The organism is Streptomyces sp. iso_384, from assembly GCF_056172905.1.
Genome location: NZ_JBWBTT010000001.1, coordinates 6333347 through 6345607, shown reverse-complemented (window position 1 = coordinate 6345607; position 12261 = coordinate 6333347). Strand labels below are relative to the sequence as shown.

Annotated in this window: 11 protein-coding genes and 1 riboswitch; of the genes, 3 read left to right on the top strand and 8 right to left on the bottom strand. The window is 69.3% G+C overall.

Annotated features, from left to right (window positions below):
- Positions 1–68: 68 nt before the first annotated feature.
- Positions 69–806, top strand: a complete 738-nt coding sequence (locus AC0VY3_RS28350; protein ID WP_103510545.1) for a D-Ala-D-Ala carboxypeptidase family metallohydrolase — start codon at positions 69–71, stop codon at positions 804–806.
- Positions 807–822: 16 nt separating this feature from the next.
- On the opposite strand, the gene AC0VY3_RS28345 is transcribed toward AC0VY3_RS28350, so the two are convergent.
- On the bottom strand, positions 823–1803 hold the full coding sequence (locus AC0VY3_RS28345; RefSeq protein WP_103510544.1) for a GlxA family transcriptional regulator: 981 nt from the start codon (positions 1801–1803) through the stop codon (positions 823–825).
- An 81-nt stretch (positions 1804–1884) separates the two neighbouring features.
- On the opposite strand from AC0VY3_RS28345, the gene AC0VY3_RS28340 reads away from it, so the two are divergent.
- Complete coding sequence (locus AC0VY3_RS28340) at positions 1885–2100, top strand: hypothetical protein (protein ID WP_475550899.1); 216 nt, start codon at positions 1885–1887, stop codon at positions 2098–2100.
- Positions 2101–2124: 24 nt separating this feature from the next.
- Here AC0VY3_RS28340 and AC0VY3_RS28335 read toward each other — a convergent pair whose 3' ends face one another.
- The 7 genes from AC0VY3_RS28335 to AC0VY3_RS28305 form a co-directional block, all read right to left on the bottom strand.
- Complete coding sequence (locus tag AC0VY3_RS28335) at positions 2125–3141, bottom strand: ribonucleotide-diphosphate reductase subunit beta (RefSeq protein WP_103510543.1); 1017 nt, start codon at positions 3139–3141, stop codon at positions 2125–2127.
- The gene (locus tag AC0VY3_RS28330) at positions 3141–5555 is read right to left on the bottom strand and encodes a ribonucleoside-diphosphate reductase subunit alpha (RefSeq protein ID WP_475550898.1); all 2415 of its coding nucleotides are present in this window, start codon (positions 5553–5555) and stop codon (positions 3141–3143) included. Before AC0VY3_RS28330 ends, AC0VY3_RS28335 begins: the two co-directional genes overlap by 1 nt.
- Before the next feature lie 137 nt (positions 5556–5692).
- Positions 5693–5846: riboswitch (cobalamin riboswitch) on the bottom strand.
- 33 nt (positions 5847–5879) lie between these two features.
- On the bottom strand, positions 5880–6389 hold the full coding sequence (locus AC0VY3_RS28325; protein ID WP_242741201.1) for a GNAT family N-acetyltransferase: 510 nt from the start codon (positions 6387–6389) through the stop codon (positions 5880–5882).
- Positions 6389–7072 carry a hypothetical protein gene (locus AC0VY3_RS28320; protein ID WP_475550897.1) on the bottom strand — a complete coding sequence of 228 codons (684 nt, stop codon included), beginning with the start codon at positions 7070–7072 and terminating at the stop codon, positions 6389–6391. Before AC0VY3_RS28320 ends, AC0VY3_RS28325 begins: the two co-directional genes overlap by 1 nt.
- Before the next feature lie 147 nt (positions 7073–7219).
- Positions 7220–7423: a YbdD/YjiX family protein gene (locus tag AC0VY3_RS28315; RefSeq protein ID WP_010061528.1), complete on the bottom strand. Its 204-nt coding sequence runs from the start codon at positions 7421–7423 to the stop codon at positions 7220–7222.
- Positions 7420–9645, bottom strand: a complete 2226-nt coding sequence (locus tag AC0VY3_RS28310; RefSeq protein ID WP_475550896.1) for a carbon starvation CstA family protein — start codon at positions 9643–9645, stop codon at positions 7420–7422. Before AC0VY3_RS28310 ends, AC0VY3_RS28315 begins: the two co-directional genes overlap by 4 nt.
- Positions 9646–9895: 250 nt before the next feature.
- Positions 9896–10660, bottom strand: a complete 765-nt coding sequence (locus tag AC0VY3_RS28305; RefSeq protein WP_007458216.1) for a GntR family transcriptional regulator — start codon at positions 10658–10660, stop codon at positions 9896–9898.
- Positions 10661–10939: 279 nt separating this feature from the next.
- Here AC0VY3_RS28305 and AC0VY3_RS28300 point away from each other — a divergent pair, with 279 nt between their 5' ends.
- Entirely contained in the window at positions 10940–12238 is a 1299-nt protein-coding gene (locus AC0VY3_RS28300; protein WP_103510538.1) for a sugar ABC transporter substrate-binding protein, read from the top strand.
- Positions 12239–12261 lie beyond the last annotated feature (23 nt).

Here is a 12261-nt window from a genome sequence, read left to right as displayed (position 1 = left end):
TTGACGCGCGTAGCTGACTGGGCCAGGCTCGCACGCACATCGACCGTGACGTTCAGAGGGAGGCCCCTGTGCTGAGACGCACCGCACGCGTTCTGCTCGGACTTGTCATGACCATTTCGTTCGCCTTGGGCGGTGTGGTGCTGACCGCCGGCACCGCGCAGGCCGACGGCTGCTACACCTGGACCCGCACCCTGAAGTCCGGCGCCACCGGCAACGACGTCACCCAGCTCCAGATCCGGGTGGCCGGATACCCGGGCTACAACTCCGTGCTCGCCATCGACGGCTCGTACGGCCCCGCCACGACCGCCGCCGTCAAGCGGTTCCAGGCGGCCTACGGCCTGGCGGCCGACGGGGTCGCCGGACCCGCGACCCAGGCCAAGCTCTACGCGCTCCAGGACAACGACTGCACGCCGATCCACTTCACGTACCCCGAGCTCAACAAGTGCAACAGCACCTGGGCCGGCGGGAAGGTCGCGGCGGGCACGGCCAAGGCCAACGCGCTGAGCAGCATGTGGAAGCTGGAGGCGCTGCGCCACGCGCTCGGCGACAAGTCCATCCGGGTCACCAGCGGCTTCCGCTCCGTCTCCTGCAACGCCGCCGTCGGCGGGGCCTCCAACAGTCGCCACATGTACGGCGACGCGGTCGACCTCGGAGTCTCCCCGCACTCGCTGTGCACGCTGGCCAAGCAGGCCCGCTACCACGGCTTCCGCGGGATCCTCGGCCCGGGCTACGTCGGCCACAACGACCACGTGCACGTCAACCAGGGCCCCAGCCGCTTCTGGTCCGCGCCCAGTTGCGGCGTCTGACCCTTCCGCGCCGCTCTCAGGCGACGTCGGGCACGGCCGTGGCCGCCGGGCCCCGGAACGTACGGCGGTAGGCGTTCGGCGTGGTGCCCAGTGACCGCACGAACTGGTGTCGCAGTGTCGCCGCCGTACCGAAGCCCGTCTGGCCCGCGATCGTGTCGATCGTCCGGTCGGAGGTCTCCAGCAGGTGCTGGGCCAGCAGGACCCGCTGCCGCAGCAGCCAGCGGTAGGGCGTGGTCCCGGTCTCCTGCTGGAACCGCCGGGCGAAGGTGCGCGGCGACATGTGCGCCTGCGCCGCCAGCTGCTCCACGCTCATCTCCTGGTCGAGGTGCTGCTCCATCCAAGCCAGCGTGGAGCCGACGGTGTCGCAGGCGTTCCGGGGCAGCGGGCGGCTGATGTACTGCGCCTGTCCGCCGTCCCGGTGCGGCGGCACCACCATGCGCCGGGCCAGGGTGTTGGCCGCGTCCTGGCCGTACTCCTGCCGGATCAGGTGCAGACAGGCGTCGATCCCGGCGGCGGTGCCCGCCGAACTGATCACCGGGCCCTCGTCCACGTACAGCACGTCCGGCTCGACGATCGCCTTCGGGTAGCGCCGGGACAGCTCCGCCGCGTGCCGCCAGTGGGTGGTGCAGCGGCGGCCGTCCAGCAGGCCGGCCGCGCCGAGGACGTACGCCCCCGAGCAGACGCTCAGCACCCGCGAGCCGCGCTCCACGGCCCGGCGCAGCGCGTCGAGGACCTCCTCCGGATACTCCCGCTGCATGAAGTGGCTGCCCGCGGGCACGGCGATGAGGTCGGCCTCCTCCAGCCGCTCCAGGCCGTGCGGCGTGGTGATGGTGAAGCCCGCGTGGGTGTTCAGGACGGGACCCTCGGCGGAGACCACCGCGAAGTCGTGCACCGGCAGGCCCTCGTCGCTGCGGTCCAGGCCGAACACCTCGCACAGGACGCCGAGTTCGAAGGGGTGGACCTCGTCGAGGAGGAGGGCGGCGACATTGGTCAGCATGGAGCAAGTGTGGCAGCTATTTGATGTCTCATGGCAGTCCTGCCACTGATGTTTCTTGTCCGGGCGGGCCAGAGTAGAGGCATGAACACATTCCTGAACTACCTGGTCGTAGCCGCACTTTTCGCCCTCGTCCTCGCGCCCGTCGCCCTCGGCTCCGCCCGCGAACGCCGGATCGACCGCCAGCTGCGGGAGGCGGAACGCGGTCGGCGGGCCGCCGGACCCCCGGAAGCGGAAAGCGCCGCGCGGCCTGTTGCAGCCACGCGGCGCCTTCACCTCAGGAGTTGGGCCAGGGTCTGAGCAACCCCGTCGGTCCCGTCGGGTCTAGAAGTCGTCGTCGAACCCGACCGAGCCCTCGACGGCCACCTGGTAGGCGGACGGGCGGCGCTCGAAGAAGTTCGTCAGCTCCTGGACGCCCTGGAGCTCCATGAAGGAGAACGGGTTCTCCGAGCCGTACACCGTCGGGAAGCCGAGGCGGGCGAGCCGCTGGTCGGCGACGCACTCCAGGTACTGGCGCATCGACTCGGTGTTCATGCCCGGCAGGCCCTCGCCGCACAGGTCGCGGCCGAACTGCAGCTCCGCCTCGACCGCCTCCTTCAGCATGTCGGTGACCTGCTGCTGGAGCGCGTCGTCGAAGAGCTCCGGCTCCTCCTTGCGGACGGTGTCCACGACCTCGAACGCGAAGTTCATGTGCATCGTCTCGTCACGGAACACCCAGTTGGTGCCCGTGGCGAGACCGTGCAGCAGACCGCGCGAGCGGAACCAGTACACGTAGGCGAACGCACCGTAGAAGAACAGGCCCTCGATGCACGCCGCGAAGCAGATCAGGTTCAGCAGGAAGCGACGGCGGTCGGCCTTCGTCTCCAGCCGGTCGATCTTCTCGACCGAGTCCATCCACTTGAAGCAGAACTGCGCCTTCTCCCGGATCGAGGGGATCTCCTCGACCGCGTCGAACGCCGCCGCCCGGTCGTCCGGGTCGGGCAGATAGGTGTCCAGCAGCGTCAGATAGAACTGGACGTGCACGGCCTCCTCGAAGAGCTGCCGCGACAGGTACAGCCGCGCCTCGGGGGAGTTGATGTGCTTGTACAGCGTCAGCACGAGGTTGTTGGAGACGATCGAGTCACCGGTCGCGAAGAACGCCACCAGCCGGCCGATCATGTGCTGCTCACCCGGCGACAGCTTGGCGAGGTCGGCGACGTCCGAGTGGAGGTCGACCTCCTCGACGGTCCAGGTGTTCTTGATCGCGTCCCGGTAGCGCTCGTAGAAGTCCGGGTAGCGCATGGGACGCAGGGTCAGCTCGAATCCCGGGTCGAGCAGGTTCTTCTCTTCGTTCGTGCTCATTACTGGCAGGCCTCGCAGGACTCGGGGTTTTCGAGAGAGCAGGCGATGGCGTCCGCGTCGGGAGCCGAAGCCTGCTGTACGGGAATGGGGGCGGCGGCCGCCGCCTGCCCGGACGCGGCACGGGCGATCCGGGTCGCCGGGCGCGAACGCAGGTAGTACGTCGTCTTCAGCCCCTGCTTCCAGGCGTACGCGTACATCGAGGAGAGCTTGCCGATCGTCGGCGTCTCCAGGAACAGGTTGAGCGACTGGCTCTGGTCGAGGAACGGCGTACGGGCCGCCGCCATGTCGATCAGACCGCGCTGCGGGATCTCCCACGCCGTGCGGTACAGCGCCCGCACGTCCTCGGGGATCCAGGCGAAGCCCTGCACGGAGCCGCTGGCCTCGCGCAGCGCCTCACGGGTGCGGGCGTCCCACACGCCGAGCTTCTTCAGCTCGTCCACCAGGTAGGCGTTCACCTGGAGGAACTCACCGCTGAGCGTCTCGCGCTTGAACAGGTTGGAGACCTGCGGCTCGATGCACTCGTACACCCCGGCGATCGAGGCGATCGTCGCGGTCGGCGCGATGGCGAGCAGCAGCGAGTTGCGCATGCCGGTCTTCGCGACCCGGGCGCGCAGCGCGTCCCAGCGCTCCGGCCAGTTCAGCTCGGTGTCGTAGTGGTCGGGGTGCAGCACCCCGCGCGCGGCACGCGTCTCCGACCACGCGGGCAGCGGGCCGGAGCGCTCGGCGAGGTCGCAGGACGCCTCGTACGCGGCCAGCATGATGCGCTCGGAGATCTTCGTGGAGAGCGCGCGGGCCTCGGGCGAGTCGAACGGCAGGCGCAGCTGGAAGAAGACGTCCTGGAGGCCCATCGCACCCAGGCCGACCGGCCGCCAGCGGGAGTTGGAGCGCCCGGCCTGCTCGGTCGGGTAGAAGTTGATGTCGACGACCCGGTCCAGGAAGGTCACGGCCGTCCGCACGGTGGCGTCCAGGCGTTCCCAGTCGATCGAGCCGTTCGCCACGAAGGCGCCCAGGTTGACCGAGCCCAGGTTGCAGACGGCCGTCTCGCCGTCGTCGGTGACCTCGAGGATCTCCGTGCACAGGTTCGAGGAGTGCACGACCCGGCCCGGCTCGGCGGTCTGGTTCGCGGTCCGGTTGGAGGCGTCCTTGAACGTCATCCAGCCCTGACCGGTCTGCGCGAGGGTCCGCATCATCCGGCCGTACAGCTCACGCGCCGGAATCGTCCTGCGGGCCAGACCCTTGGCCTCGGCCCCGCGGTAGGCCGCGTCGAACGCGTCGCCCCACAGGTCGACCAGCTCGGGCACGTCCGCCGGGGAGAACAGCGACCACTCGGTGTCCGCGTCGACCCGGCGCATGAACTCGTCCGGGATCCAGTGCGCCAGGTTCAGGTTGTGCGTACGCCGCTGGTCCTCACCGGTGTTGTCGCGGAGCTCCAGGAACTCCTCGATGTCCGCGTGCCAGGTCTCCAGGTAGACCGCCGCCGCGCCCTTGCGCCGGCCGCCCTGGTTCACCGCCGCGACGGAGGCGTCCAGCGTCTTGAGGAACGGCACGATGCCGTTGGAGTGCCCGTTGGTGCCCCGGATCAGCGAACCCCGGGCACGGATGCGGGAGTACGACAGACCGATGCCGCCCGCGTGCTTGGAGAGCCGCGCCACCTGGTGGTAGCGGTCGTAGATCGAGTCCAGCTCGTCCTTCGGCGAGTCCAGCAGATAGCAGGAGGACATCTGCGGGTGTCGCGTACCGGAGTTGAAGAGCGTGGGGGAGGAGGGGAGGTAGTCCAGCTTGCTCATCAGCCCGTAGAGCGCGGCGACCTCGTCCAGCGCCCGCACCGACTCGTCCTCGGCGAGGCCCGCGGCCACGCGCAGCATGAAGTGCTGCGGGGTCTCGATGACCTCGCGGGTGAGCGGGTGGCGCAGGAGGTAACGGCTGTGCAGCGTCCGCAGACCGAAGTAGCCGAAGCGGTCGTCGGCGCCGTCCGCCAGGGCCTGCTCGACGAGCTTGTCGAGCGCGTCCGCGTGCAGCGCCACGAACGCGGCGGTGCGGTCGGCGATCAGGCCCTCGCGGTGCCCGACGGCGACCGAGGCGGAGAAGGACGTCGCGCCCTGCCCCGCGGCCTCGTCCGCGATCGTGCGGGTCAGCAGCCGGGCGGCGAGCCGGGAGTACGCCGGGTCCTCGGAGATCAGCCCCGCGGCGGCCTCGGTGGCCAGCGAGCGCAACTCGGCCTCGTCGGAACGGGCGTTGCGCCCGCGCAGCGCGGCGGCGGCGACCCGGCCGGGGTCGGTGTCGGGCAGATCGACGGTGAGGTCGGTCAGGGTCCGCAGCAAAGCGGTCCCGGGTCCGTCGTTCGGGGCGTTCCCGGCCGTGGTGGACTCGGCGGATTCGGTGGCTGAAACCGGATCGGCGGGCGCGATGGTCACTGGGCTTTCCCTCGCTCGGCAGGGGGCCGGCAGCAGGCGGGGAAGCCGGGCAGCGCGAAGCCCGGGGCAGGGCAGCACAGCTGACGGCGTCCACCGGCCTATCCGCGAGGCCCGGACGTCTGGCATCCGGTTCGGTCGATCCGGACGCGCTGTCGGCAGGTCATCGGACTTCAGGTGTGCAAAAACACACTGATCACACCGTTGCGGGACAGTTCCGGATTCGCACCGGATTCCCCTGCGACGACAGCGAGGTCGAGCATACATGTGGGGGCCGCCAGATGCTGCGGCCCCCACATGTTGTGTCGCGTCGATTCAATACGCCCCTCAGGACGCCGCCTCCAGCCCCAGCCGGAAGGTCATGAGCCGCAGGCCCGGCACCGGCTCCCAGTCCCGTTCAGGGGTCCGCAGAAAGCCGAGCCGACGGTAGATCCTGTGGGCCGCGAGCATGGCCGGCTGCGTCGACAGCACCAGTGCCCGGACAGCCTCCGTCGACCGGGCCCGCTCGATGCACGCCCGCACGAGAGCCTCTCCCACGCCCCGTCCGCGCCCCGCGCGGGCCACGGCCAGCATCCGGAATTCGGCCTCGCCCGGACCGGCGATGTCGCGCCACGGAGTGCCGGGAGCGGCATACGTCACGCCGCCGAGCACCGTCCCGTCCGCGTCGAGCGCGACCAGCACCTCCGCCTCGGCCGCCCGTCGTTCCACCGCCCGCAGCTGGAGCAGATACGGGTCCTGCGGGCCGTCCAGCAGATCATCACCGAGATACGCCTCGGCGATGATCCCGCCGAGCGCGGCGTACTCGGCGGGTTCCGCCACCCTGATCGTCAGATCCATCAGCCACTCGCTCCCACATCGTTGTTCGGCGCGCCGTCGCCCACCGGCGGCAGATCGCCGCGCTCGACCGGCTGCCGCCCGGCGGCCTCCCCGGCCGGCGGCAGCACCCGGTCCAGTTCCCGGTCGTCGGCTCGGTGGGCGGCCCGCGCCGCCGAACGCAGCGTCGCCCGGTCCACCTTGTCGCGCGGCCCGCTCACCGTGACCACGAGTCCGCCCTGTTCCCAGGCGTACGCATGGCCCGACTCCGTGGCCCGGTACCACTGTTCGCCGTCCCGCTCGCACGTCACCAGGGGCTCCTGACCGCTCGCGGCCGCGGCCCCCTCCGCACAGTCGGCCTCGGCGCGCGGGCGGCGCTCCACCGACAGCTGGAGCGTTCCGCCGTCCGGCGCGCTGTAGGAGCTGCTGAACCCGTCGTCACCGAGCGCCCCGACCGACTGGCGTACCAGGGCGTAGCCCGCGGCCTCGGTCACCCACACCTGCTCCGCGACGAGCTGCGCGGCGCTCGCCCGTGCCTCCAGATCCGCCCGGTCCGGCGCCGGACCGTCCGAGGAACTCCGGCCCGCCGCCATCGTGTCGGGCGCCGGCTCGGTGCCGCAGCCCGTCGCCGTCAGGGTCAGTGCCAGCGTCAGCGGCAGGGTCAGGAGGAGGGGCCGGAGCCGGGGCGACCGGGAGCGCGATGTCATGGGCACATCTTTTCGTACGGTGAGGGGTCCGCGCACCGGGTAATCGAACGGTGGACGGACACCGGAACGACCTCCGGGCCGCCGCCCGCTCCATCGAGGGAGGGGCGACGGCCCGGGATCCAGGGCCCGCTGACCGGCCGGTGGTGCTCAGCAGCAGCGGAAGCCCTCGCGCGGATCGGCCTCGCGGGCGTCCGTGCGGCTGCGCTCGAACGCGCGGCGGGTCATCACCGGGGCGTCCGGATCGTGCGTTCTCGCGTGTGCCACATAGCGGTCGTACGTGGACTCGCCGGTCAGCTCACGGACGTACCAGCGGATCCGTCCCGCCACCCGCCGGACGTCCGCGACGGTCATGTCGGACTCCCCGTTCCCGCGGGCTCCTTGCGGAGGCCGCCCTCGGGGCCGAGGCCGGCGGCGGCCAGTTCGGCCTTCTCCTCCGGGGTCGCGATGAGCGAGGCCGGGGCGACGAGCTTGGACTCGACGTACGGCGTCTCGTGGAGCTTGACGCTCTCCGGGTCGCGGATGGCCTTGTAGCAGACCCGCCCGGCGTCCACGAGCACCACGATGATGAGGAGCGCGAAGAGCGCGCTCAGCACCCCGTCGACGGTGGAGTTGGTGACGACGGTCCGCATGTCGTCCATGTTCTTCGCGGGGGCCAGCACCTCGCCCGCGTCGATGCCCGCCTGGTACTTGTCACGCTGGGCGAAGAAGCCGATCTTCACGTCCTCGGAGAAGATCTTCTGCCAGCTCGCGGTGAGGGTGACCGCCACGTCCCAGGCGAGCGGGACCGCGGTGACCCAGGCCCACTTCAGCCGGCCGGACTTGACGAGCAGCGTGGTGCAGACGGCCAGCGCGACGGCGGCCAGCAGCTGGTTGGCGATGCCGAAGAGCGGGAAGAGCTGGTTGATGCCGCCCAGCGGGTCGTGCACACCGACCCAGAGGAAGTAGCCCCAGCCGCCGACCACGACGGCGCTGGCGAACCAGACGCCCGGCTTCCAGCTGACCTCGCGGAACGGCTTGTAGGCGTTGCCCAGCATGTCCTGGAGCATGAAGCGCCCGACCCGGGTGCCGGCGTCCACGGTGGTCAGGATGAAGAGCGCCTCGAACATGATGGCGAAGTGGTACCAGAACGCCTTCATCGCGGTCCCGCCGACCACCGCGGAGAAGATCTCCGACATGCCGAGCGCGAAGGTGGGCGCGCCACCGGTCCGGGAGAGCAGGCTCGCCTCCTCGACGTCCTTGGCGGCCTGGGCCAGGGCGTCCGGGGTGATGGTGAAGCCGAAGTTGGCCACGGCCTGGGAGGCGGACTGGACGCTGTCGCCGATCACGCCGGCGGGCGCGTTGATGGCGAAGTAGAGCCCGGGGTCGATGATGCAGGCGGCGATCATCGCCATGATCGCCACGAACGACTCGACCAGCATGGCGCCGTAGCCGATCATCCTGATCTGCGTCTCCTTCTGGACCATCTTCGGCGTGGTGCCGGAGGAGACCAGGGAGTGGAAGCCGGAGAGCGCGCCGCAGGCGATGGTGATGAAGACGAACGGGAACATCGAGCCGGCGAAGACCGGGCCCGAGCCGCTGGAGGCGAAGTCGGTGACCGCGGGCATCTTCAGGGTCGGCAGGGCGACGACCACGCCCAGGGCCAGCAGCCCGATCGTGCCGACCTTCATGAAGGTGGAGAGGTAGTCGCGCGGGGCCAGCAGCAGCCACACGGGGAGCACGGAGGCGAGGAACCCGTACACGATCATCCAGATGACCAGCGTGCCCGGCTCCAGCGTGAAGAAGTCCGCCCACGACGACTCCGCGACCCAGCCGCCCGAGACGATCGCGAGGAGCAGCAGCGCGACGCCGATCAGGGAGACCTCGCTGACCTTGCCGGGCCGCAGGATGCGCAGATAGACGCCCATGAAGAGGGCGATCGGGATCGTCATGCCGATGGAGAAGACGCCCCACGGCGAGTGGGCGAGCGCGTTCACGATGACCAGCGCGAGGACCGCGAGCAGGATGATCATGATGATGAAGACCGCGACCAGGGCGGCGATCCCGCCGACCGGCCCTATCTCGTCGCGCGCCATCTGGCCGAGCGAACGGCCGTTGCGGCGGGTCGAGAAGAAGAGCGTCACCATGTCCTGGACGGCGCCGGCGAAGATGACGCCCACGACGAGCCAGATCGTGCCCGGCAGATAACCCATCTGTGCGGCGAGCACCGGACCGACCAGCGGGCCCGCGCCCGCGATGGCGGCGAAGTGGTGGCCGAACAGGACCCGGCGGTCGGTGGGATGGAAGTCGACGCCGTTGTCCAGCCGTTCGGCCGGGGTCGCACGGTTCTTGTCGACCTTCAGGACCCGGTTGGCGATGAACCGGGAGTAGAAGCGGTACGCGATGGCGTACGAGCCGAGGGCCGCGGCCAGCATCCAGGCGGCGGAGACCTCTTCACCCCGCGAGAGCGCGAGGGTGGCCCAGCCGATGGCGCCGGCCAGGGCCACCAGGCTCCAGACGACTATGGACTTCGGGGTCGGAGCCCGCCGTCCGGGTGCGGGTGGAACCGGTGGTGCTGATGTGGGCGTTTCCGGCATATCGATCCGTCCCCTCGCGCGATCACTGTCGTAACGTGCGCGAAATCTAGGTGGTGCGGCCGCTCTCCGGAACCCCTGTCCGCATACCGGTCGTGTTTCGCCGATGTCTCCACCGAAGTTCCGCAGTCATGACACGGACGGGAGGGAGGATCGGTTCACGCGATGCCCGCGTCACTCGGGATGACCGAAAACAGGCGGTGGCCCGGGGAAGGGATCCCTGGGCCACCGCCTGTTCGTGCGCTGGTGGTTCTCAGTCCGTCGGGCGTTTGAGACGGGCCACGAACTTGTAGCGGTCGCCCCGGTAGACCGAGCGCACCCACTCCACCGGTTCGCCCTGGCCGTCCACCGAATGACGGGACAGCATGAGCATCGGCAGGCCCACGTCGGTGCCCAGCAGACCGGCCTCGCGCGGGGTGGCGAGCGAGGTCTCGATGGTCTCCTCCGCCTCGGCGAGGCGGACGTCGTACACCTCGGCGAGCGCGGTGTAGAGCGAGGTGTACTTCACCAGCGAACGGCGCAGCGCCGGGAAGCGTTTGGCCGAAAGGTGGGTGGTCTCGATCGCCATCGGCTCCCCGCTGGCGAGCCGGAGCCGCTCGATGCGCAGCACCCGGCCGCCCGTCGAGATGTCCAGCAGGCCGGCGAGCGTGTCGTCCGCCGTGACATAGCCGATGTCCAGCAGTTGGGACGTCGGCTCCAGTCCCTGGGCGCGCATGTCCTCGGTGTACGAGGTGAGCTGGAGGGCCTGGGAGACCTTCGGCTTGGCGACGAAGGTGCCCTTGCCCTGGATGCGTTCGAGGCGGCCCTCGACGACCAGCTCCTGGAGCGCCTGGCGCACGGTGGTGCGCGAGGTGTCGAACTCGGCCGCCAGGGTGCGTTCGGGCGGCACCGGGGTGCCGGGCGGCAAGGTGTCCGTCATGTCGAGGAGATGGCGCTTGAGCCGGTAGTACTTCGGTACGCGCGCCGTGCGCGTACCGGCACCGGTCTCGCTCCCCGTACTGCCCCCGTCGGCACCCATGGCCCGCCTTCCCGACTGCTGCGTTGCTGCCGTCACCGGCTCCTCCGTCTGTCGCGGCTCACATGGTGGCACGGTCCGGTCACGGGTCGTCGCCCTCCCTTAGGTGTCGGTCCTATAACGGACGCGAGTGCACTTCTTATACACCCTTGACACCCCTAAAGGTCTAGGCCAAGCTCCCGGTACTGGTCTAAACCATTAAAGACCAGGTCCAGCCCCAGCAGAACTCGTCGAATGTCTTCGCGGTGGGTGGGGTTGCAGCATCCCTGAGGAGGGTTTGACGTGAAGCGCAAGCTCATCGCGGCTATCGGTGTCGCGGGCATGTTGGTTTCGGTCGCGGCGTGTGGTTCCGACGACAAGAATTCGTCCGCGGACCCGAAGGACCGCAAGGAAACCCTGACCGTCTGGCTCATGGGCGAGGCCCAGTCCACCTGGCCCGAGCTGGTCAAGGACGTCAACGCCGAGTTCAACAAGAAGTACCCGGGCGTCACGGTCAAGATTCAGTACCAGCAGTGGGCCGACAAGGTCAAGAAGCTGGACACCTCCCTCGGCGGCGACAAATTCCCGGACGTCGTGGAACTCGGCAATACCGAGACCATGCAGTACATCCTCAATGGTGCGCTCGGAGAAATCGACCCCAAGAAGTACGAGAACTCGGACACCTGGATCAAGGGTCTGAAGGACACGTGCTCCTTCGAGGGCAAGACCTACTGCGTCCCCTACTACGCGAGCGCCCGTCTGGCCGTGTACAACAAGGACATGCTGAAGGCCGGCACCGGCAGCGACGCCCTCCCGCAGACCGAGGACGAGTTCCTCGCCGCGATGGACAAGGTCGACGCCGAGCTGGGCAAGAAGGACAAGCGCGCCTCCTCCCTCTACTTCCCGGGCCGCTACTGGTACGCCGCGATGTCGTACGTCGCCGCCTACGGTGGCCAGATAGCCACGTACGACGAGGGCGGCAAGGAGTGGAAGGCCGCGCTCTCCACTCCGGAGGCCCAGAAGGGCATCCAGCACTTCGTCGACCTGGTCAAAAAGTACAACAAGGCCGATGTGACGAAGGACGAGCAGGACCACGCCAACGTCATGGCCAACGAGAAGGCCGCGGTCATCTACGGCCAGGCCTGGGAGGCCGGCAGCGTCACCACGGGTGAGAACGGCAACCCGAAGCTCGAGGGCAAGATCGCCACGGCCGGTATGCCCGGCCCCGAGGGCAAGGCCCTCCCGTCCTTCATCGGCGGCTCGGACCTCGCGACGATCTCCAAGTCCAAGGTCCAGGACCTCGGCGAGGAGTGGATCTCCCTCTTCACCAACGCGAAGTCCATGGAGGTCCTCGCGTCGAAGAACATCCTCCCCAACAACGAGAAGCAGCTTGAGCCGCTGAAGGCCAAGCCGGAGACCGCCGCCATCGCCAACGCGGTGCCGGACGCCTGGTTCACGCCGATCGCGCCGGGCTGGGCCTCCATCGAGAAGGAGGAGATCCTCCAGAACATGCTTCTGGAGATCGTCAAGGGCTCCTCCGTCGCCGACGCCACCAAGAAGGCCGACGACAAGATCAACGCGCTGATCAACAAGGAATCCTGACCTTCCGATCGCCAGGCGGGGCC